20 protein-coding genes are annotated in these 22,007 nt (G+C 66.6%); 8 read left to right on the top strand and 12 right to left on the bottom strand.

Going from position 1 to position 22,007, the window contains the following annotated elements:
• Positions 1-105 precede the first annotated feature (105 nt).
• The gene (locus AAFP35_RS15310) at positions 106-858 is read left to right on the top strand and encodes an alpha/beta fold hydrolase (RefSeq protein WP_419222481.1); all 753 of its coding nucleotides are present in this window, start codon (positions 106-108) and stop codon (positions 856-858) included.
• Between the two features lie 16 nt (positions 859-874).
• On the opposite strand, the gene AAFP35_RS15305 is transcribed toward AAFP35_RS15310, so the two are convergent.
• The 4 genes from AAFP35_RS15305 to AAFP35_RS15290 form a co-directional block, all read right to left on the bottom strand.
• Positions 875-4,234 carry an ATP-binding protein gene (locus AAFP35_RS15305; protein WP_419222480.1) on the bottom strand — a complete coding sequence of 1,120 codons (3,360 nt, stop codon included), beginning with the start codon at positions 4,232-4,234 and terminating at the stop codon, positions 875-877.
• Complete coding sequence (locus tag AAFP35_RS15300) at positions 4,231-4,980, bottom strand: DUF4194 domain-containing protein (RefSeq protein ID WP_419222479.1); 750 nt, start codon at positions 4,978-4,980, stop codon at positions 4,231-4,233. The genes AAFP35_RS15305 and AAFP35_RS15300 overlap by 4 nt, the downstream gene beginning before the upstream one ends.
• A complete protein-coding gene (locus AAFP35_RS15295) occupies positions 4,977-6,437 on the bottom strand; it encodes a DUF3375 domain-containing protein (RefSeq protein ID WP_419222478.1) in 1,461 nt (486 codons plus the stop codon). Before AAFP35_RS15295 ends, AAFP35_RS15300 begins: the two co-directional genes overlap by 4 nt.
• A gap of 115 nt (positions 6,438-6,552) precedes the next feature.
• Positions 6,553-6,954 (bottom strand): VOC family protein, encoded by a 402-nt coding sequence (locus AAFP35_RS15290; RefSeq protein WP_419222477.1) that lies wholly within the window; start codon positions 6,952-6,954, stop codon positions 6,553-6,555.
• A 178-nt stretch (positions 6,955-7,132) separates the two neighbouring features.
• On the opposite strand from AAFP35_RS15290, the gene AAFP35_RS15285 reads away from it, so the two are divergent.
• Together AAFP35_RS15285 and AAFP35_RS15280 are read left to right on the top strand one after the other, a co-directional pair.
• A complete protein-coding gene (locus AAFP35_RS15285) occupies positions 7,133-7,486 on the top strand; it encodes a VOC family protein (RefSeq protein ID WP_419222476.1) in 354 nt (117 codons plus the stop codon).
• A 17-nt stretch (positions 7,487-7,503) separates the two neighbouring features.
• A complete protein-coding gene (locus tag AAFP35_RS15280; RefSeq protein WP_419222475.1) occupies positions 7,504-8,619 on the top strand; it encodes an alpha/beta hydrolase in 1,116 nt (371 codons plus the stop codon).
• A 31-nt stretch (positions 8,620-8,650) separates the two neighbouring features.
• Here the strand turns inward: AAFP35_RS15280 and AAFP35_RS15275 are convergent, their stop codons facing one another.
• Positions 8,651-9,721 (bottom strand): threonine aldolase family protein, encoded by a 1,071-nt coding sequence (locus AAFP35_RS15275; protein ID WP_419222474.1) that lies wholly within the window; start codon positions 9,719-9,721, stop codon positions 8,651-8,653.
• Between the two features lie 63 nt (positions 9,722-9,784).
• Here AAFP35_RS15275 and AAFP35_RS15270 point away from each other — a divergent pair, with 63 nt between their 5' ends.
• Positions 9,785-10,666, top strand: a complete 882-nt coding sequence (locus tag AAFP35_RS15270) for an LLM class flavin-dependent oxidoreductase (protein WP_419222512.1) — start codon at positions 9,785-9,787, stop codon at positions 10,664-10,666.
• An 11-nt stretch (positions 10,667-10,677) separates the two neighbouring features.
• Here AAFP35_RS15270 and AAFP35_RS15265 read toward each other — a convergent pair whose 3' ends face one another.
• The gene (locus tag AAFP35_RS15265; protein ID WP_419222473.1) at positions 10,678-12,258 is read right to left on the bottom strand and encodes an aspartate:alanine exchanger family transporter; all 1,581 of its coding nucleotides are present in this window, start codon (positions 12,256-12,258) and stop codon (positions 10,678-10,680) included.
• A 138-nt stretch (positions 12,259-12,396) separates the two neighbouring features.
• Here AAFP35_RS15265 and AAFP35_RS15260 point away from each other — a divergent pair, with 138 nt between their 5' ends.
• Genes AAFP35_RS15260 through AAFP35_RS15250 form a run of 3 tightly spaced genes read left to right on the top strand, consistent with a single transcriptional unit; the run spans position 12,397 to position 14,719 of the window.
• Positions 12,397-12,807: a nuclear transport factor 2 family protein gene (locus AAFP35_RS15260; RefSeq protein WP_419222472.1), complete on the top strand. Its 411-nt coding sequence runs from the start codon at positions 12,397-12,399 to the stop codon at positions 12,805-12,807.
• A 52-nt stretch (positions 12,808-12,859) separates the two neighbouring features.
• A complete protein-coding gene (locus AAFP35_RS15255; RefSeq protein ID WP_419222471.1) occupies positions 12,860-14,191 on the top strand; it encodes an aspartate aminotransferase family protein in 1,332 nt (443 codons plus the stop codon).
• A gap of 57 nt (positions 14,192-14,248) precedes the next feature.
• Positions 14,249-14,719: an SRPBCC family protein gene (locus AAFP35_RS15250; RefSeq protein ID WP_419222470.1), complete on the top strand. Its 471-nt coding sequence runs from the start codon at positions 14,249-14,251 to the stop codon at positions 14,717-14,719.
• On the opposite strand, the gene AAFP35_RS15245 is transcribed toward AAFP35_RS15250, so the two are convergent.
• The 4 genes from AAFP35_RS15245 to AAFP35_RS15230 form a co-directional block, all read right to left on the bottom strand.
• On the bottom strand, positions 14,704-15,132 hold the full coding sequence (locus AAFP35_RS15245; RefSeq protein ID WP_419222469.1) for a MaoC family dehydratase: 429 nt from the start codon (positions 15,130-15,132) through the stop codon (positions 14,704-14,706). The two genes, AAFP35_RS15250 and AAFP35_RS15245, sit on opposite strands and share 16 nt — an antisense overlap.
• Before the next feature lie 2 nt (positions 15,133-15,134).
• Positions 15,135-15,530 (bottom strand): hypothetical protein, encoded by a 396-nt coding sequence (locus tag AAFP35_RS15240; protein ID WP_419222468.1) that lies wholly within the window; start codon positions 15,528-15,530, stop codon positions 15,135-15,137.
• An 89-nt stretch (positions 15,531-15,619) separates the two neighbouring features.
• Positions 15,620-17,134: a CoA transferase gene (locus tag AAFP35_RS15235; RefSeq protein WP_419222467.1), complete on the bottom strand. Its 1,515-nt coding sequence runs from the start codon at positions 17,132-17,134 to the stop codon at positions 15,620-15,622.
• Positions 17,131-18,927, bottom strand: a complete 1,797-nt coding sequence (locus AAFP35_RS15230; RefSeq protein WP_419222466.1) for an acyclic terpene utilization AtuA family protein — start codon at positions 18,925-18,927, stop codon at positions 17,131-17,133. Before AAFP35_RS15230 ends, AAFP35_RS15235 begins: the two co-directional genes overlap by 4 nt.
• A gap of 180 nt (positions 18,928-19,107) precedes the next feature.
• Between AAFP35_RS15230 and AAFP35_RS15225 the strand changes: the two genes are divergently transcribed.
• Positions 19,108-20,040, top strand: coding sequence for a LysR family transcriptional regulator (locus AAFP35_RS15225; protein ID WP_419222511.1), 933 nt, complete (start codon positions 19,108-19,110; stop codon positions 20,038-20,040).
• A gap of 10 nt (positions 20,041-20,050) precedes the next feature.
• Here AAFP35_RS15225 and AAFP35_RS15220 read toward each other — a convergent pair whose 3' ends face one another.
• Both AAFP35_RS15220 and AAFP35_RS15215 read right to left on the bottom strand, forming a co-directional pair.
• Positions 20,051-21,022, bottom strand: coding sequence for a helix-turn-helix transcriptional regulator (locus AAFP35_RS15220; protein ID WP_419222465.1), 972 nt, complete (start codon positions 21,020-21,022; stop codon positions 20,051-20,053).
• A gap of 143 nt (positions 21,023-21,165) precedes the next feature.
• Positions 21,166-21,996 (bottom strand): alpha/beta fold hydrolase, encoded by an 831-nt coding sequence (locus AAFP35_RS15215; RefSeq protein WP_419222464.1) that lies wholly within the window; start codon positions 21,994-21,996, stop codon positions 21,166-21,168.
• Positions 21,997-22,007: the final 11 nt, after the last annotated feature.

Genomic DNA, 22,007 nt, shown 5'->3' with positions numbered 1-22,007 from the left:
GCGAGAATGGGCAACTGCTGCTGTGAATGGCGCGTGCAACGATGAGTTCTCGTCTCGTGGACGGTCAGCACGATGGACACGATCACTTCACCGACAAGGCGGACGATGACGACACTGCGGCTCTACCACGAGACATCGGGCACCGGCCCCCGAACTCCCCTGCTGCTGGTACACGGCGGCGCAGGATCGATCGCGACCGACTGGGGGCAGGTGATTCCCGCGTTCGACGTGGACCGACAGGTCATCGGAGTCGAATTGCAGGGGCACGGCCACACTCCCCATGCGGATCGGGCCTACACCTTCGAGAACTCGGCCGACGACATCGCGGCCATCGTCGGCGAACTCGGTGTGCCGTCGGTCGACATCATGGCGTTCAGCAACGGCGGCCCGACTGCGCTGCGGTTCGCGTCCCGTCACCCAGGGCTGACCCGACGTGTGGTTGTCGCCTCCGGATTCGTCCGCCGCGACGGCATGGTCGACGGCTTCTGGGACGGATTCGGCGATGCCACACCGGATTCCGTGCCCACGCCGCTCTCCGAGGCCTACCGGGCGATCAATCCCGATCCGGCCGATCTGCGCCGCATGTTCGAACTCGACGTCGACCTGATGCGCGGATTCACCGACTGGTCAGACGACGAGCTGGTCACCCTCGAGGCGCCGATGCTGTTCGTGAGCGGCGATGCCGACGTCGTCCGACCCGAGCACACCATCGAGATGGCTCGACTGGTGCCCCGGGGGCAGGCGCTCGTCTTGCCGGCCGGGCACGGCGACTACCTCGGTGCCGGCCCGGACGGGGGCGTCGACGCCGCACTCGTGAACGCGAGTCTGAGCTTGATCCGCCGCTTCCTCGACGACTGAGCCGACGGCGCACGGCTCACACGGGCAGGCGTCCCCCGCTGGAGCGCCGGAGCTCGGAGAATTCCTGGATCGACGTCGACAATGCGGTGGCCACCGGCCGCGCGGGCGTCGAACCGCTGCCGTCGGCAACCTCGGTCTTCGACACCATGATCACGTTGTCGATGTAGGGCTGAATGGTGCTCGTGTTCTGCACGGTCGCCACGATGATCAACTGGAACCCGAACTTGCGGAACGCCGACAGGGCCTGCTGGGCGAACTGCGGATCGGATTTCGAGAACGCCTCGTCGAGCATCAGCTGCGCGAATATGGGGCGGTTGTCGTCGCCGTTCGGACTGGCCAGGTTGAAGCTGAGCGCGCCCGCCAGGCAGAACGCCATCAACTTCTCCTGCTCACCGCCCGAGTTGTCGCCGGCGTTGCTGTAGGTCCGGATGGGCTCACCGCTGCGGGCGTCATGCTCCTCGCAGTAGAAGTCGAACCGGTTGCGCACATCCAAGGCGTCCCGGGTCCATTGCCGATCCTCGGGTGTGGCGCCGGCAAGGCGTTCACGTAGCAACAGGATGTCGGCATACTGCTCGAGAATCGCCTGTTCGTCTCCGAAGCTCACCGCGGTGGTGCGCTGGGAGATCTGCCGGGCCTTGTCGGTCAGCTCGGCCACAGCTGCGAGGTTCTTGCGCCCGGGGTGCAGCCGCAATCGTGTGCCACGGTTGAAGGCCACCGCGCCCAGGCCGGTGTTGACCCGCTCGATCTGCTCGACGATGCGCCGTTCCTCGGCGTCGGCCGCCATGTGCAGACTCAGGATCGCCCCCGGCGCCTGCTCGGTGATCAACCGTCGCATCCGCTCGTAGGCGGCGGGCAACTCCCGCTCGTCGATACGTCGGCTCAGCGCGACGTAGTCGTGGATCCGTTCCTCGAAATCGTCGCTGTCGTTGGGAATCGCGTCCGGGAACTCCTCGTCGTAGCTGTCGAGGATGCGTACGAGCTCGTCGCGGGATCGCCGGGCATCGGCACGCATGCGGTCACGATCTCTGCCGACGGCCTTCGACAGCTCCTGCCGATAAGGCTCGGGCGAGAGGACGTCGAGGGTCGCCGCAGAATCCTCGCGGAAGCCGTCGAGAGTGTTCTCGGCCTGCGCGGCAACGTCTTCGAGCTTCAGCCGATCCAGCAGGTCCAGCAATTGGGTACGGCGGTCGTCATGGGAGGCGATCTTGTCGCGGACCAGCGCGGCCTGGGAGATCGCGGTGCGAACTTGCTCCCAGATTTCCTCGGCCTTGCGCTGCAGGGCCTCGATGTCGGGATGCTCGGACATCAGCAGGTCGTATTGTTCGGTCAGTTGGTCGAGTCGTTCGTCGGCGGAGTCGGTGTCGATGGCGCTCCACTGGGTGAACTGCTCACACACCCGACGATTGGCGTCTCGACGGCGCTGCTTGTCGGTACGCTCGTGGTCGAGTTCCTCACTCGCCGCGCGCGCCGCGTCGTACGCGTGCTGCTCGTGGTCGAGCTCGGACTGCAGCGCAGCGATCTTCGCATCGACGTTGCCGACGAAGATGTACTGAGACGGACGCAGCGTCTGCCGGTCGTCCTTGACCGCGAGTTTCGCAGAGTCCTTGCGCAACCCCTGGTCGGTGACCGCCTTGGCGTGGTCAGAGAAGTCCACCGGGTTGTCCACACACACGTAGTTGCCCAGGCGGGCGAGGATCGACAACGCCTCGGCGGAGCAGGGGTGCGCCGGATCGACGGCCCGCAGCGTTGCGCCCAGCGTGCCCCGCTCGGCAGCCGGGGCCTGCCGGTTCTCGGCCTGGTGGAGCTGGATGCGTCCGCGCATGTCGTGGCTGTTGACGTACCGTAGCGCGGCACGGAAGTGCTTGTCGGGCACCAGAAGCCGCAGGCCTGCATTGCGGAGCACCTTCTCGACGGCCAATCGCCAGCGTTCCTGGTCGGGGTCGAGTTCGACCAACTCGGCGACGTACCGCAACTCCGATTCGTCGATCTGCAGGCCGTTGGCGATCATCCTGCGCATCTCGTGCTCGGTCCGCGGCAGCGCCGATCCCGCCTGACGGACACGTTCGAGCTCGTCACGGGCGACGTCACGCTGTTCGCGAGCCGCGACCTCGCGGGCCAGCGCCTCCGCGAAATGTCCCTTGCCCGCTTCGAGTTGACCGTCGATCCGGGTGGCCTCCTCCAGCAAGGTCTCACGCAACGACCAGAAATCCTCCGCGTCGTTCGGCAGCGTGAAGTCCAGTGCGAGGATCTTGTCCTCATAGCTCTCCCGGCGCATGGACACCTCGTTGGCGAGGGTCTGTGCAGCGGTGAGCTGTTCCTGCAGCGGGGCCAGATCACCCGTCGAGGTGGCGATCCGCGACAACAGATGACTGTGGTCGGAGCGCAGCTGATCGTGCTGTGCGGTGAGTGCGGCGAGGTCGGCGTCGAGACGGGCGATCTGATCGTCGAGGTCTCCGATCTCCGGTTCGGCATTGCGGCGGCGCAGATTGCTGACGTACGAGCGGATGGTGGCGCTGTCGATCGTGTCGAGGACCGAGAACGTCGCAGATTCGGACGTGTAGCGCTCCTGGACCGCTTCGATGTTGCCCAGGATCGTCCGCTTCCGGCGTGCGACGTCGAGCAGTTCGCGTGCCTCGACCAGCGGGTCGATCTGCTCGAGGGCGTCCTTGATGCCGACGATGCTGGTCGGCTCGTCGAGCATGAACTCGCGCACGAACTGGCCCAGCCCGCCGACACTCTTGAGCGACTTGGCCTTTCCGAGCAGCTGCTGCGCCGCATCGGAGCTGCGGATGCCGATCAGCGAGTAGAGCGTGGCCAGATACTTGCCCTCGCCGGGCCCGCCCCGCCACCCCTGTTCGCGGAACCTCGCCGAGTTGTAATTGCTCTTGGCCCAATCGTTGCAGACCTCGACGATGTCGACGTCACCGTCGTGGATGAAATAGGAACTGTGCGCGTCGGTCATCTTGCCCGCGGCCAGCCATTTGAGCACCAGTCCGGTGATGGAGGTGCCGTCGGTCGACGTGTAGGTGACGGCGATCGCCGCCCACGCGGGACCGGTGCCGCGCAGATACATCACCTCACGGGTGTTGGCGCCGTCGCGGCGCTCGCCCCAGGCGCCGCGGACATACTTGCCGACGGTTCGCTTGCCGCTCGACGATCCGGCCGCCGTGGCATCGCCCGAAGCGTTGAAATTGCGTCGGTGATCGGGCAGGAAGGCCAGTGAGATCGCGTCCAGCAGTGACGATTTGCCGCTGCCCGATGATCCGGTGATGAGGGATCCGGCGGTGCTGAACGGGATCGAGTGGTAACCGTCGAAGACGCCCCAGTTGATCAGCTGCAACCGGGACAGACTGTACTGGTCGACGTGTCCGCTCACCAGTCGTCTCCTTCGTCGTTCTCGTCGTCGGTGTCGGTGTCGGTGTCGGTCGTCGTCTCCACCGGGTCGTCGGCTTCCTCGCCGGACCCGATGAACTGGTCGAATTGACGTTGCAGGTCGGTGATCACCGAGGCGGTCATCACCGCGGAGATCACCGGGCTCACCGTGAGGGTGTCCGGGTCGTCGCGATGACTGCGCAGGAATTCGAGTTCTTCGAGTTTGTCGATGGCGCGGTCGATCCGTTTGTCGAACAGTGCCAGATCGCGGTCGATGGTGTTGGTGACACCTGCGAACATCTCGTGGATCTCCTCGCGGGTGATGAGCACGTGTTCGTCCCGGGCGGCGCGCAGGTGTTTGGCCAGGTGCAAGGCGAGGATCGCATCGTAGGTGTGGATCGTCTCACGCTTGAGAATCCTTCGCCCCCAGCGTGACTCATAGCCGGCCTGTTCGACGAAGGCGACCTCGAGTTCTTCCACGATTCGCAAACGCAGATCGAGCTCGGACAACCGCGTGCGCAGCACGTCCTGGTACTCGGCGACCCAGGACCAGAGCTGGGGTTGCCGATCGCCACTGACGTAGCGCCGGGTCAACAGATTCTGCAGCGCCCAGCAGGCGCGGTCGGGTAACGCGCTGACATCGCCGTCGAAGCGCGGGATACGTGGCCCGTCGTCGACGCCTGCCTTCGGTACCGCGGGCAGGTCGTCGTAACCGGCGAACTCGTCGGATCCGTGGACATGTGTGGTCATGATGCGTCGACCTCCGCGGTCGGGATCGGTTCGGTGAACATGAGTGCGGGGATCTCGATGCCGCGGTCCTGGCCCTCCAGGGAACGGAACCGGACGACCACCGAGTCGTCGCCGGCGCCGCCGGGTTGTTTGAGTGCCCACGACCACAGCACGATGACGTGCGCCAGATAGGGCTCGTCGAGGCCTTCGATCACCTGCGACAGGGTGACCGGGCCATCGACCACGGCTGCGTTGACGACCTCGGTCAGTTCGACGGTGTCGACCTGACCCGCCAGCGACGCAAAGGAACTCAGGTCGGCGCCTGCGGTCGCGGGCAGCGCCGCCGCCGGTGGTGCCGGGTCCCGGATCTCGAAGGCGAGTCTGCCGATGGACGTCGCGGCAGGCGTTGCCAGGGGCACCTCGTGTCCGAGGCGTCGATCCGCGAGCGAGGTCTTGAGCAACTCGTTCGCGGTGGCGAGCGCATCGTTGAGTTGACGTGCCACGCCGCGGCTCTGCTCGAGGGTGCCCGACGCGACGAATCTGCGGATGCGCCGCGCGCACCGCTGACGTGTACGACCCACATCGGCCATCTGCTGGGACACCAGACCGAAGAAGTCATCCATCACCGCCCGTAGACCCGAATCGATGCCGGGCAGCTGGTCGGTGACCGTCTCGATGTCGCCGACGAGACGGGCACGTTGCTGCGGGTCCTGGATCATGTGGGTGAAGGCGTGATACGAGGCGCTCTGCGACGATGCGAGCAGTGCCTCGTAATCGTCGAACATCTGGCGTTGCCGATCTCGGTAGGCGAGGTCCGAGTCGTTGGGGTCGTCGAGCAGTGCGGTGGTGATTCGATCCAGCATGGCGCCGTACTGGCCGATGTCAGAGATGATCTGCTCCATCTGGTAGGCGATGGCGCGGGCTTCGTCCTCGGCGACCCGCAGATCCGGATCCGGCCGACGACCGGCATCGAGATCTGCCAGTTCGGCGTCGAGTTCGGAGATCTGGTGTTCGATCTCCTCCCGGATCTGCCGCGGGTCGTTGGCCACCTGGCCCGCGACTCGACGCAGTCCGGCCGCGATCCCGTTGATCGAGCCGCCGGTGGCCACGCTGTCCTCGCGTCGCAGTCGACGCACGTAATCGAGAACGGTACGAGCCTCGGACGTGAGCGAGCACTGGATGTCGGCGGTGGCGGCCGTCGAGTCGGTCACCCGGTGCAACCACCCCTGCTTTGCCCACAGTTTGACCAGGTCCAGTCCACCCGCCTGATCTGCGATGCCGAGTTCGGCCATGTCGCGCTCGAGCCGGATCGCCAACTCGGTCTCCGACAGCCGCGTCCCGAAGTCCAGGTGGCGCTCCATCAGCGTCACGTACAGGGCGGAGTTGTTCGCCGCGAAGAGCCTGACCGCGGCCGACTTGTGGATCGACCTGTTGGCCTCCCACGCCTGTGCCAGCGTGGTCTGCTCCGCACTCTCCATCGCTGCCTCACGGTTCTGATCGGACTTCGGACACAAGACCCGAGGTAGTCTCCCATGCCCACCGGCCGTGACCGCCACCACGTCCCGGCGCGCGCGGACGTCGCGCGAGAGCGACTCAGGAAGCCTGTTCGGGCTTCTCGGTGATGATCTGGATGAGGTTGCCGCAGGTGTCGTCGAACACCGCGATCACGGCAGCGCCGATGTCGGTCGGTGGCTGGGTGAACGCCACTCCCCTCGCGGTCAGCCGTGTGTGTTCGGCCTCGACGTCGTCGACCGCGAACTGGGCGACCGGGATCCCGTCGGCGACCAACGCCTCCCGGTATGCCCGCACGGCCGGATGATGTGCGGGTTCGAGCAGTAGCTCCGGACCGTCGGGAGCCTCCGGCGACACCACGGTGAGCCAGGCGTCGTCGCCGATGGGGATGTCTCGGTGGGTACGGAACCCGAGGACGTCGGTGTAGAAGGTGTGGGCTGCGCGCTGGTCGTCGACGGAGACGCTCATCAGGTTGATCCGCATCGGTGGCTCCTCGGTCTCGGCGGCCGGTCTCCGGGTGGTCTCCGACCTCGGCACGACGGTATCTGTCGGGTGCGACGCGCCGCCAACCGTGAAGTGACCTCAGACCCATCCTCCCGAGCCCCAACCTCCCGAGCCGCCGAACGATTACGTTGGAAGCGATCCGACCGAGGAGGAACCGTTGAGTGAGCAGCAAGTGAAGATGATCGTCCTGTCGACCGACGATCTGGACGAGTCGATCAAGTTCTACAGCGAGACGCTGGGCATGCCGCTGAAGTTCCGCGACGGCGCACACTTCGCGGCACTCGACGGCGGCGGCATCACGGTGGCGTTGGCGACCGCCGTCGATCACCCGATCCACGGTCAGGTGGTCGTCGGAATCAAGACCGACGACGTGGACGGCGCCGCCAAGGCGGTGGAGGACAGCGGGGGCGGCATCGTCAAGGGTCCGTACGATGACGCCCACGAACGGCGTGCGGTGGTCTACGACAACAAGGGCAACGGTCTGGTCTTCTACAGCCCGCTCGCGCGCTGAGCTCTAGGCTTGATGCCATGGTGATGGCAGACCGACCGGAAGTGTCCACGGCCGCGGCACCGGTGACCGCCCTGACGGTCGTCGGCCTCGCCGAATGCATGTTGAACGGTCTGGCGCGGGTGCCGTTCCGGCGTCCGTGGCAGGGGCCGGGAGGCCTGCTGGACAATCTCGGACAATCGGTCACCCGGCAGGCCATTCGCTCGTTCATGGGCTACTCGATCAGTCTGCCCATCGAAGAGTTCCGGTCGATGGAGAAGATCCTCGACGACATCTGTCGGACGGTCATGCCGCCGTTCATCGGGGTCACCGATGGTGTGGAGATCACCGACGACACCGTGGGCGGCGTTCCCGGCATCTGGTGTCGGGCCAAGGCGAGCTCCGACGCCTATGTCGATGCGGGTGAGGACAAGCAGGCCATCGGTGCCACCATCCTGTACCTGCATGGCGGCGGCTACATCGGCACCTCACCCATCATGTATGCCGGGTTCGCGGCCTCCCTGGTCAAGACCACCGGCTACGAGGTGTTCATCGCCGACTACCGCATGGCGCCCGAGTTCCCGTTCCCGGCGGGCGTCCTCGACGCGGCCGACGTCTATCAGGGGTTGTTGGATCGTGGGGTGCCCGAGACCCATCTCGTCATCGCAGGCGACTCGGGTGGCGGCGGACTTGCCACCTCGCTGATCTCACATCTGCATGCGCAGTCCATGCCGGTGCCTGCTGCCGTGGCGCTGTTCTCGCCCGAGGTGGATCTGGATCTGGATCATCCGTCGATCACCCAGAACGCTCCGTTGGACATCCTTCCGTGGAACGTGCCGGTGACCGCCTACCTCCAGGGCATCCAGCCCAACGATGCGCGCGTGTCGATCATGCATGCCGAGCCGGATCCGGAGTGGTTCCCGCCGACCTTCGTCTGCTGGGGTGCCGACGAGATGTTCCGCGACGGGATCCGCGAGTTCGCCAAGACACTGGAGGGTGCCGGCGTCCGGGTGTACGCCATGGAGGAGTTCGGCATGTTCCACGTGTTCCCGATCCTGATGCCGTGGGCCGAGTCGTCGCGACGGGTCTTCCGTGCCCTGCACGAGCTGACCGGCGGTCATGTCACGCCGGATCCCGAAGCGCAGCAAACGCATTGACGCCGGGGTCCACCTGGTAGATGGCGCCCGGTCAGGTCTGTGGCCGAGTGGCTTCGGTCAGATCCCCTATCGCCGACAGCAACCCGTCGACGCCCTCCGGTGTGGTCGCGTGTGAGGTCACGAACCTCGCGACGCCCGGGCCGCCGATCCCGTGATGGAAGACGAATCCCCGGTCGATGAGAGCGTCGACGACGGGATCGGGCAACGCGCAGAAGACCATGTTGGCGCGGGGGCTGCCCTGCACACGCGCCTGCGGGATCGCCCCGAGACCGGTGCGCAGACGTTCGCCCATGGCGTTGGCGTGTCGGGCATTGCGTAGCCACAGGTCGTCGGCCAGGTAGGCATCGACCTGAGCCGCCTCGAATCGGAGTTTGGAACCGAGTTGGCCGGCCCGTTTGACGCGGAAGGCGAGTTCGCCGGCCAGCGTCGGATCGAACGAGACGACGGCGTCCGTCGTCATGCCGCCGTTCTTGGTGACACCGAACGAGAGGATGTCGACACCGGCTCGCCACGACATCTCGGCCGGGTTCGCCCCCACGGACACAAGAGCATTCGCGAAACGAGCACCGTCCATGTGCACTCGCAGCCCCGCGTCGCGGGCGATGTCGGTGAGGGTGCCGATCTCGTCGAGCGTGTACACCGAACCGGTCTCGGTCGCCTGGGTGATGCTCAGTACCTGAGGTTGCGCACTGTGCACGTCCCCCACCCGGTCACGCGCCGCTCGCTGCAGGGCGGCGGGATCGACCTTGCCGTCGTCCCCGTCGAGCAGTACCAGTTTCGCTCCCCCGGTGAAGAACTCCGGTCCACCGCATTCGTCGACCTGGATGTGGCTGCTGCGATGACACAGGATCGAGCCCCACGGTCGCGCCAGTGCGGCCAGGGCCAGCGAATTGGCGGCCGACCCGGTTGCGACGAAATGCAGGTCGACGTCTCGCTCGAACACCTCGCTCATGCGCATGCGGGCGGACGCGGTCACGGGGTCGAGCCCGTAGGCAGGCTGCGCATCGAAGGCCACCCGGACCACCGCGTCCACGATCTGACCGGACGCACCGGCCGCGTTGTCGCTGGCGAACATCTTTGTGTCGTCGAGGGATGCAGACATCGGAATCAGTCTATTGGTGGACGAGCCGTACGGGGTGTCAGAATCGAGCGTGTGCGTATCGGAATGACCATGCCGGTGATGGAACCGGAACTCGACAGGCAGCTGCTGCGGTCCTGGGCCACCACCATCGACGACGGGCCGTTCTCCTCGTTGTGTTGGGGCGAACGGATCGCCTTCGACAATCCGGACTGCCTCACATTTCTCGGCGCGCTCGCCGCGTGGACCGAGCGGGTCAGTTTGGTGACCACGGTGGTCGTACCGCAACTCCACGATCCGGTCATGTTGGCCAAATCGCTGGCAACGGGAGACATGCTGTGCGAGGGCCGCTTGACCGTCGGTCTGGGTATCGGAGGTCGAGACGAGGACTATCGCGCCGTCGGAGCCGACACCGAAACCCAGACCATGCGGGGCATGGCCGAGCGCGCCGAGATCATGCGTCGGGTGTGGGCCGGCGAGAAGATCACCGAATCGGTGCTGCCGGTGGGGCCGCGACCACATCGTCGGCGCGGTCCCGAACTGCATGTGGGCACCACGGGGCCGAAGACCATTCGCAGCGCCGCCGCATGGGCCACGGGTGTCGCAGGCGTGACACTGGATCTGGATCTGGTCCGTCAGGCCGAACTCTTCGACATCGCCCGCACGGCTTGGTCGGAGGCGGGCAAGCCGGCACCGCACCTCGCGACGTCGTTCTGGTTCGCACTCGGTACCGGCGACGAGCCACGTGAACAGATTCACCGTCACCTGCGCCGCTACATGAACTGGATTCCCGCCGACTTCGTCGACGCCATGGCGCCGACCACCGGTTGGGCGGGTACCGACGACGAACTCGTCGACGTCCTACGCCGATTCGCGGAGATCGGTACCGACGAGGTGCAGCTCATCCCGACGAGCTCGGATCTCGATCAGCTGCGCCGGGCCACCGAGATCGCACGCGAGTTCAGCTGACCTCACCGACGTCAGAAGTACACGACCATCAACTGCGCCAGGAACACCTTGACGATCATGCTGACGGGAAACAGCACCGCATAGCCGAGCGCCACACGTTGATCGGGCACCTTGCCCATCGCGTAGGCGTACGGTGCCGGATTGAGCTGTGAGCCGGTCAGTCCGCCGAGTGACCGCGCGGTGCCGTACTGCAGCACAGACCGTAAGACGATGACGCAGACAAGTGCATGCGCGGCGGAGATCAGCACGCCGAGCACCACGAGCGCGACGCCGTCGTCGGCGAGCGCGGAGACCAGCCCCGAGCCGGCGCCGGTGCCCACCGCCACGAGGAACACCATCAGCATGAACTGGTTGAGGGTGTTGGTGACGTTGCCGGGCAACGTCCACACCACCGGACCGGTACGGCCGAGAGCACCGAGCACGACTCCCGCGATGAGCGGTGCGGTGGCCGTCCCCAGGACGAGCGTCCCGCCACCGGGCAGCGGGATCTCCACGAACGCCAGCATCAGACCGATGGTCAGTCCCAGTCCCAGACCGATCGGGTTGATGTCGCCCGCCGAGCGTTCGGAGTCACCGAGGTCGGCGGTGATCTCCGGCAGCCGCTCCCGTGGAGCCGTCACCCGGAGCCGATCCCCGCTCTGCAACACCAGGTCCGGTGTGGCGATCAGATCGACATCGCCACGGCGCACCCTGCTGACGACTGCGTCGAAGCGCTCCTCGAAGCGCAACTGCCGCAACTCTCTTCCGACATACCCACGGTTGGACAAGGTGATCCGTCGAAAATCGATGGTCGATCGATTCAGCCACACATCGTCGGTGGCCGGGCGGCCGAGATCGGCGACCAGACGTCCGAAGACGTCCTCGCGCGCGGTGACGGTGACGACATCGCCTGAGGCCAAGGACTCGTCGTCGTGCGCCACCACGGTCTCGCCGTCCCTGGTGATACGCGAGACGACGACCTCGTACCGTGTGGTGAGAGCGTGCACGGTGAGGTCTGGCGCGCCCACGATCTCCAGGGTGTGTACGACGATCGGCGGGACCTTCTCACGATCCTCGGTGGTCGGCTTCCGACGTCCGGCACCGATCAGGTAGGCGCAGGCGAGGATGGTGAGCAGGACGGTGATCGGATACGCGACGGCATATCCGATGGCCGGTTCTGGCGGGATGTCGCCTTCGCCGGCCAATTGCTGCTGAACGGCCCCGAGCGCGGCGGTGGCGGTACCGGCGCCGGAGAAAGCGCCCGCAATGGTGCCGATGTCGAAACCCAGTGCCTTGCCGACGCCGAGCGCCGTGGCCGCCATCGCGATGATGGCGGTCAACGACACCAGGACCGGCTTCCAGCCGGTGCGCAGTGCGTGCACGAACGAGGGCCCGGCCGCGATTCCCACGGTGTAGCAGAAGACACCGAGTGACAGGTTGGTGATGATCGCGGGCAGGGCCACGTCCTCGTCGATCGCCGACAGCGCCAACGCCACGAACAAGGCGCCCGCCGGGCCGAACGAGACCGGCCCGAATGGTATGCGGCCCAACAGCGCTCCGACCCCGACACAGAAGAAGAGGGTGAGCAGCGGACTGTCGACGAACCAGTGCATCGAGTCTCCAGGGGTCGGTCACTCGGTGAGCATGATCACCACGAGCGTAACGGGACAACCACCGACATCTGCAGATTTCCGTGCCCCCGACCCGGGTATCGTCCACCGCGAGGCCCGTACCGAACGAGAGGTTCACTCATGCATGCGTTTCGCGAAGCGGTCGAACGTCGGGACGAACAAGCGATCGCCGACCTGCTGGCCGACGACGTCGTCTTCACCAGTCCCGTCGCGTTCGCGCCCTACACCGGCAAGGCCATCACCTCCGCGATTCTGCGCGGGGTGCTCCGTGTCTTCGAGGACTTCCGATACGTCCGGGAGATCGGTGCCGCCGACGGCCACGATCACGCATTGATCTTCGAGACGGTGGTGCGCGGCAAGAAGATCACCGGCTGCGACTTCCTGCATGTCGACTCAGACGGCAAGATCGACGACTTCATGGTGATGGTGCGTCCCCTGTCGGGCGCCACCGCGCTCGCCGAGGCGATGGGCGAACAGTTCGAGCGGATCGCCGCCGAGGCTGCCGCCGAGACCGAGAACACGAACCTCTGACGTAGGCTCGCCGGATTCGCCCGACGAGCTCGACGAACGTACCGTGAAGCCCATGTCCATCGGCAGCACAGACGACCTGGGCCCCTCGATCGATACCGGTATCGACACCCGCCATCTCGTCAGGTACGGCGGTTCCTTCACTCCCGCGTTGATCGCCGGCGCCGAGGGCAGCTACGTGCACACCGTCGACGGCCGGCGGATCCTGGACTTCACTTCCGGTCAGATGTCGGCGATCCTCGGCCACTCGCACCCCGACATCGTCGCGACAGTGACACGTCAGGTCGCGACGCTGGATCATCTGTTCAGCGGGATGCTCTCCCAACCCGTGCTGGATCTTGCTGAGCGGCTGTCGGATTCGTTGCCCCCGTCGTTGTCGAAGGTGTTACTGCTGACCACCGGTGCGGAGTCGAACGAAGCTGCCATCCGGATGGCGAAGCTGGTGACCGGCAAGCACGAGGTGGTCTCGTTCAGCCGTTCATGGCATGGCATGACGCACGCGGCCGCGGCGGCGACCTACAGTTCCGGGCGCATCGGCTACGGCCCCGTCGCGGCCGGCAACCTGGTCCTGCCCACCCCGGACCTGTTCCGCCCCGACTTCACCCATCCCGACGGCACCCTGGACTGGCAGCGTCAGTTGGACTTCGGCTTCGATCTGATCGACGCCCAGTCGGTGGGCTCACTAGCCGCCTGCATCGTGGAGCCGATCCTGTCCTCAGGTGGCGTGATCGAACCTCCCCTCGGCTACTTCGCCGCCCTCCGGCGCAAATGCGACGAGCGGGGCATGCTGCTGATCGTCGACGAGGCGCAGACCGGACTGTGCCGAACGGGCAGCTGGTATGCGTTCGAACGTGACGGCATCGTGCCCGACATCCTGACGGTGTCCAAGACACTCGGTGCCGGACTGCCGTTGGCGGCCACCATCACGTCGGCCGAGATCGAGGCACTCGCCCACGAACGCGGATTCCTGTTCTTCACCACGCACGTCTCCGATCCGTTGGTCGCAGCGGTCGGCAACACGGTGCTCGACGTGCTGATCCGTGATCGCCTCGACGTACGAGCCGTCGAAGCCGGGACGATGCTGCGCGATGGCCTCGAGGCCATCAGGCGACGCCATCGGGTCGTCGCCGACGTCCGGGGTCGTGGTCTGCTGCAGGGCATCGAACTCGCCGACGCATCCGGAAGCGATTCGCGTACCGACGCTTTGGGAGCGGCGATCACGGCACGGTGTTTCGACCTCGGTTTGCACATGAACGTGGTGCAGCTGCCCGGGATGGGCGGCATCTTCCGGATCGCGCCCCCGCTGACGATCACCGACGCAGAACTCGGCGAGGGCATGGCGATCCTGGAGCAGGCGATCGCCGACTGTACCGATCACGACTCGTGAATCGGACTGCGGTGCGCGGACGACGCGTTAGACTGCTCTCGTCGATCGGGAGCTCACATGCGACAGACCTACCGCGCGCGTATCGCTGATGTCTCAGTGCTTTTCGAGAGCCCTGCAGACGTCACCTTCGACTATCTCGTCGATCCGGAGATGCGGCCCGAGTGGCAATCCAGTCTCCAGCGGATCGATCGGTTCGCGCCGGTCGGGCGCCGCCCGGGTGGCGCGGGCACCACGTGGACCGACGTCACGGTGATCCCCGGCGTCGCCCCGCGGATGGAGGTCACCGAAGAGATGCCGCCCCGCACGTGGACCGAGATCGGGCGGTGGTGGTTCGTCGATGCGCGGCTGACATTGGATCTGAACGCACGCTCGGACCGCTCGACGCTCGTGGGGGCGCAGGTCTTCGTGACCGTACCCGTAGGTCTGATGCCGTGTGTGGCGCCGCTCAAGCGTGTCGCCCCGCGTGTGGTGCATGACGATCTCGACCGCGCCGCGGCGATCCTGGGGTCCGATCAGTCGGCGGTGTAGAGGATCCGTATGGGTCGCAGCACAGCTCGTGAGGCACCGTCGTCGTCGAGGACGGCGGCCGTCGCCGACAGATGGCCCGGCGACACCAGTCGACCGGTGACGTGCAGGGCGGTGGACTCACTGCCGAGATAGACCGGCCGTACGAATCGGGTGTCGTAACCGGTGAGCCGGACACCGTGGCGTCGTGCCCACACGTCGGCGTGGCCGAGGACTATGCCGACGACGAGCAACCCCTGGGCCACCGGCGCGATCAGGCCGGCGGCGTGGGCGGCCTCGACGTCGGTGTGAATCGTGTTGTGATCGCCGGAGGCGTCTGCGTACTGCCGCACCCGCATCGGTGTGATCTCTTCGATCACATCCCAGATCAGTTGCGCGGGTTCGGTTACCGAGATCCCGGTCTGAGTGCCGGACACGGTCACGGCCCCGTCGGGGTACGGAAGGCCAAGGTCGAGGTGGCGACCGCGATCGGGGCCGACTCCCCCTCCGCGACGATGTCGCTACGCACCTGAAGGCATGTGGCTCCGGCCCGGTGCGTGATCGTCTCGACGGTCAACAAACCGCTCAGTCGGTCACCGAGCCGTGGTTCGCGGCGGATCCGCATCGACTCCGCGGTGTGCACGAGGCCGTCGTGCGGAACAGTGCCGGACCGGATCGCGGTCTGCGCCAGAACCGTCGACACCCGGAAGAGCACCGGCAGGAGAAAGTCATCCGAACCGCCGAGCACCGCAGCGAACCCGGCCACGAGGTCGGTGTCGACGGCGATGGCGGCCGGGGTGGCGAAGGTCATGCCCTCCACCAGGTCTCTTGCCATGATTCACGTTAGCGAATCGGCGGATGATTGCCAATCATCCAATCGGTCTCCCCGTCGGCGACGATCCGAGCAGCACTGTCGTGGTCGGCTCAGGCCGTGAGCCATTCCGGGCGTGACGAGCCGCGCGGGACGAGGATCGTCCGATAGCCGCCGGGTGTGCCCGTCATGGTCACCTGGTCGGTGACGCCCTGATAACGGCCGAGGGGTGTGTCCGCGGTGAAGGTCTCCGGATCCAGATAGTGGTGCGGGTGTTCGCGGTCGGAATGTCCGGAAATCGCGGCCGCATAGTCCTTGTCGAAGACCCCCATCCCCACGATCCACAAGGCCGCACGCGTCAGCGACACGTGGACTCGGTAGCTGCCGCCGTCACGTGCACGCCGGGCCAACGCCTCGACGATGCCCGCGGTCAGCAACCACGAGACGATGTAGTCGTTGACGACGAGGATCGGCGGCAATGCGGGAACCGTCCCACCCCCTTCGAGCAACATCATGCCTGCGAGGCTGCCCGCGGTCTGGTCGAACCCGACCCACCGTGACCACGGCCCGGTCTCGCCGTTGAGCGAGGCGGTCGCATACACGATGCCCGGTCGGGCATCGGCGGCCTGTTCGGCCGACAGCCCGATGTCGGCGAGGTATCCGGGCCTGCGGTTGGCGTAGAAGACATCCGCCTCGGCCAACAGCTCACGGATGCGCTGTGCCCCCTCGGGTCGGTAGGGGTTCACCGTCGCCGACCGAACCCCGACGTTCCCGCTGACATAGGTGGCATCGTGTTCGAGTTCGTTCGGCCGCCACAGATTCAGGACGTCGGCGCCGTGCAGGGCCAGCGCGCGACCCACTCCCGCACCGGCGATCACATGTCCCATACCGAGTGCGCGGACGCCGTCGAGCGGCGCGGCCCCAACGATCTGCTGAGTACCGTTGTGCGGCAGCGGAACCGGATCACTGTCGGCGACCTTGGTGATCTCGATCAGGGGCATGTCGGCAAACACGTCGCGATAGTGTGGTTCGTCGAGGATCTCCGACACCGACCGCAGCATCGGCATGACGACCCCGGCATCGGCGGCGGCCTCCTCGAGCTCACGTGCCTTCCAGGTCGCGATCGCACGTTCGACTGCGGACTCGTCGTCGGGGACGTCGAGCAGTTTCTGTGCGCCGACCTTGATCTTGGGGTAGGGATTGAGCGGCATCATCCATCGGTCGTCGCCGGTGCGGTAGAACCGGAATCCCAGGGCGTTGGACGGGTTGGCCGGGGTGCCGGCCGCATACCCGTTGACCAGTTCCCAGCGGCGGTCATAGAACGGGCACAGCCGGTGAGGTGCGCTGCGCAGGTCGACCGCGATGTCCTGACCGTCGCCGCCGCGCAGCCTCCACAGCTTGGCGATGGCCGCGGATTTCGCGGCGAGAGCGATCGCCGCGGCGCCACCGAGCCGCAGAGTGCTGGGCACCACCGGATCGGCGCCACGGAAGGTGACGGCGCCGCCGGTGTCGGCCGGGACCATGCCGATGCCGGCGAGGACATCGGCGAGTTCGGTTGCCGGGTCGAAGCAATCGTCGGTCAGCGGCTCGGCGATGGATGCTCGGAGTCGCTCGGTCAATGTGCTCATCGGGCCGTGTCCGTTCCGGGATCGACTTCGTGGACGAGCAGATCGTCGGGTATCAGAACCTGTCGCGCGCGCAGATACTCGCCGATGGCCTTTCCGACCTGGTCGACTCGTGTGTTGGACGAACCGCCGGTGCCCAGCAACCCCCGGAACACGAAGTGCACGGCACGCAGTTCGGGAAGCTCGTGGCGGACTATGTCGAGGTCCTTGGTCTCCGGAACCAGACGCCGGATCTCGTCGGTGGTGAGGAAACGGCGCAGCCACAGCCAGACCCGCGGATCGGGCGTCCACACGCCCACATTGCTGTTGCCGCCCTTGTCGCCACTTCGGGCATGGACGACGGTGCCCAGGGGCACGCGCGTGACACGGTCGGAGAGCGGTACCTCCTCGGGTTCGGGATGATGCGGCTGCATCAGCGTGGTGGTCTGCGGTGGCACGTCGATGTCGATCGCGCGGCCGTCGTCGAGGACGACACGATGGGCGATCTCCGTCATCGGCAGCAATCCCGGCCAGTAGTCGATCCGTGGGCGTGGTGTCGACGACAACCCCGCGACCACGTCGTGGAAGAACCCCGGGATGCTCTGCAGGTACAGGCTGCCCAACCGTACCGTCATGTCCGCAGCGGCGAGCGGCTCCGCGGTGGGTGCGGTGGCCATGATCCGGAGTGGAACCGTTGCGGCCCACTGTGATTCGGGATCGTCGGCGGCAGTGCCCAGTGGTGTGACCTCCAAGGCCACGCCTTCGGGCAGATCGTATTCGATCTGCTCTCTGATCAGGGCGACCTTGTCCTGCACATGTGGGGCGGTGACGTAAACGCTGTTGACCACGCTGAACCCGATCGGACCGAACATGGCGACCTTGGTGGTCGGGGGCGGTGGCGAACCGGTGGCACCGGACACCTCGACGCGATCCGGACCCGCATCGTCGACCCGCACACGATCGAGGTGGACGCTGACGTCCGGATTGAGATACAGCGGGCCCTGTATCTCGTACACGATTTGCGCGGTGACGGTGTCGACAGTGACGGCCCCACCGTCGCGGGCGTGCTTGGTGATCACCGAACTGCCGTCCGCGGCGATCTCGGCGATCGGGAAGCCGGGCACCCTGCGGTGTGGGATGTCGAGGAACCCGGAGAAGTTGCCCCCCACGGCGTGCGGGCCGCATTCGATGATGTGGCCGGCCACGACGGCGCCGGCCAGGCGATCCCAGTCGTCGACGGCCCAACCGTGCCACCAGGCAGTCGGGCCGGCGGTGAGCGACGCATCGGTGACCCGTCCGCACACCACGATGTCCGCGCCTGCCCGAAGTGCCGCCGCGATCCCCCAGCCACCCAGATACGCATTCGCCGCGATCGGCGTCGCCGACCAGTCGGTCAGCGGCGCTCCGCCGTCGAGATTGTCGAGTCGATGGCCGGCAGCACGCAGGCGTGGTAGATCGGCGAGGATGTTGTCGCCCTCCACGTGGGCGACACGCAGATCGGCGCCGGCCGCGGCGATCTCCGCACGCAGGACGTCGGCCAGGCGCGCCGGATGGAAGCCACCGGCGTTGGTGACCACCTTGATGCCACGGTCGGCGATGTCGGCCAGGTGCGGCCGTAGTTGGTCGACGAAGTACTCGACGTAACCGCGACTCGGGTCCCGTTGATGAGCCGCGGACAGCGACGCCAGGGTGATCTCGGCGAGGTAGTCGCCCATCAGCACGTCGAACCGATCTCCGGCCATCGCTTCGTCGATCGCCGTGCGGCGGTCACCGAAGTAGCCGGAGAAATTCGCGATCCGGATCGGTTCGCGGCTCATGCACACCTCCTCGACACGGGCCGGCAGGTACCGACCGTGCCTCCACGCTAGGGGCCGCGGTCGTGGGCCACCATCATCGATTCGCGAACGCACGGATGACCGGATCGGTCACGCAAGCCGGCGGCGGGTGGGCATCGCGTCACCCGCGCGGCGGCCACGGCTATGGTTGCCGATGTGGACATGCTCCATCTGCGGTATTTCGTCGCGGTCGCGCAAGAACGAGGTTTCACCCGAGCCGCGGCCCGTTTGCACATGGCCACCTCGCCACTGAGCCAGCGCATCAAGGATCTCGAGCGTGAACTCGGGACCGAACTGTTCGTGCGTGCGCACCGTCGGGTGGATCTCACCGATGCGGGCGAAGCACTCCTGCCCCGCGCCGTCGACATCCTCGAACGCCTCGACGCGATCCCCGACGTCGTCCGCGCGGCGGACCGTGGGCGGGCCCGCCAGGCGGTGGTGGGGATCGCACCCGAGGTCTCCGCGACGGTGCGCGACACGTTTCTCGACGATCTCGCCCGTCAACACCCCGACATCCGGGCCCGACTGCTTCCTGCGAGTTCCGAGCCGTTGCTGCGGGAGTTGCGCGCCAACAACATCGACATCGCACTGGTGCACGGACCGGCGAGTGGTGCCGACGTCCGCACCCGACTGCTGGACCGACAGCCGGTCGGAGTTGCGGTGGGTGCCAAGGCGATCGGACCGGACCGTGAGTCGGTGGCGCTGGGCGACCTCGCCGACATCCCGTTCGCGTCGATCAATCACGACGCCGCACCGGAAATCTACCGCAATCTCGACGGCCTGTTGGATCGTCACGGGGTGCGCAAACGGATCACGTTGACCGGCGACAACTTTGCCGGACTGGCGCACCTGGTCGCGACGGGGCAGGCATTCACCCTGGTGGGCCTCGGCGAGGGGATGGCCGGCCGGCTGTTCCACGGCGAGCCGGTGCGCATCCTGCCGATCGACGGCATGCGAGCGAGTATCAGCACGGTGGCCGCGTGGCGCGCGACTCGGGCCGAAACCGACTCTCTGGTGGCAGATCTCGTCGCGGTCGCCGACACCCTCGAGATCCCGGCGCCCTCCCCGACTGCCGGATCCCGAGTCGACCCCTAGGGAGCCGCGGTCAATCGCTCGCAACAGGTGCGGTCCGGTGCTCAAAGCGTCGGCGCCATTCACGCGGGCTGACGCCGAAGCGCGTGCGGAACCGACGGGCGAAATGCGTGGCGTCGACGAAACCGTGCCGGTGTGCGACGGTGGCGATGCTCAGATGGGGTTGGTCGCGAAGCATCTCACGGGCATGATCGAGGCGACGATCGATGATGTAGTCCTGCAGTCTGCGGCCCGTGACCGTCCATGCGTTGTAGACGGTGCGGATCGATACGTGGTGGGCGGCCGCGATACTCGCCGCGTTCAGGTCCGGGTCGGCGATGGACGCGTCGATGTGAGCACGGATCCGGCGGACCAGATCGCCCCTGACGTCGGCGGCTCCGCAGTCGGCGATGTCGCGGAGCACGGTGTCGGCGAGGGCGATGGTCGTCGGGCCGAGTTCGGGCAGGAGTCCCGGAGAGGCGTACGCAATGGTGCGGAGCTCGGCCAGGTAGGTCACGAACAGCGCGTACAGCGGGCCCGATGGACCAGAACGCTCGGCAGCCTTGCGAACGGTCGCCGGCGACAGGTGCAGAGTGGACGTGGTGACGACGAGGGCGGTCGCGGTCCCGTGGTCGTTGCGACGGAACTCGAATCGTCCGTCCGAGTCGAGGATGACGAGTCCGGCCCCTCGTGCGTCCGGCCCCGCCGGACCGCCGGGCCGACAGTGCATCCAATCCCCCGGCGAGAGCGCGACCAGCGCCACCTGTCGAGAATCCGGCGATTGATCAGAGATGCTGTGCGACAACGCAACAGGACCGGATTCGACATGCACGAGCGAACAGCCGCTGCCCATGTCCCAGCGGTGCAGGCGGGCATGGAACCGATGGTCGGGAACCAGCGGTGTGATCGTCGTCCCGGTGGCCATGCCGGCGCTGCGAAATGCGCAGGTGAGTTCGGCGCGCAGGGAACGAACACCGATCGTCGATGTATCCAGGAGCAGTGTCATGCCGGTCCGTCGTCTCCCGTGGGGCCCTCTCGGTGGGCCCGTCGTGGAGACGATTATCGGTGAAAACAGCCGCCCGCGAGCGGTATCTGGGGAGATCGATCACGGATCGGTGATCCGCGGTTCGATCTCCCCATACACGGACGTCAGCTGCGGGCCGCCGCGAGGATGATGGCCGTCACGTCGTCGGGTTGCGAGACGAGGGACGCGTGTCCGGCGTCAACTCCTCGGAAGTGTCCGCGCGCCGCACGCTGCGCCATGAATCGCTGGAGGGCGGGCGGGATCACGCGATCCTGACGCGACACCAGATACCAACTCGGCACGGTGCGCCACGACGGTGAGCCCGAGGGCTCGAGATTGGCGACCAGGGCTGCGGACTTCTGGTGTGCGAACATGTCTGCCGCCGTGGCCGCACTGACGTCCTGAGCGAAGATGTCGTGAAAGTACTCACGAGTGATGTAACCGTCGAGGTTCTTGCCACCCGGACCGGACGGATCGTCGACCACCTTCAGTGCCAGCGCCGGCGGGAGCAATCGGCTGCCCGGGAACGTGAGGGGATTCAGCAGCCCCTGGACGAACTCGCCTTGCGCGGGCGCGAAGGCGGCAATGTAGACGTTGGCGACCACGTCGCGGTCGTGGGTGTTCGTGATGACCATGCCTCCATAGGAATGACCGACGAGGACGATCGGTCCGGAGATCGTGGCGAGCTTCTTTTCGAGAAGCGCGGAGTCATGGGCTGGACCCCTTAGCGGATTGTCGAAGGTCTGCACCGGATAGCCGCGGCCGGTGAGTGTCGCGGCGACGTCACGCCATCCCGACGAGTCCGCGAACGCCCCGTGGACCAACACGATCGTCGGTTTCGCGGGCGCGGCCGCCGCGGGTGCGGTGAACCCGAGAACACCGAGCACGACTGCGAACACCACGATCATCGTGCGCACCACGAGCGGGCGGCCGGAGGGGTCTCTGGGGACTGGCATGGCGCGGATTC

Source organism: Gordonia sp. CPCC 206044, assembly GCF_048537895.1.
Taxonomy (GTDB): Bacteria; Actinomycetota; Actinomycetes; order Mycobacteriales; family Mycobacteriaceae; genus Gordonia.
This window is presented reverse-complemented; position numbering and strand designations above follow the sequence as displayed.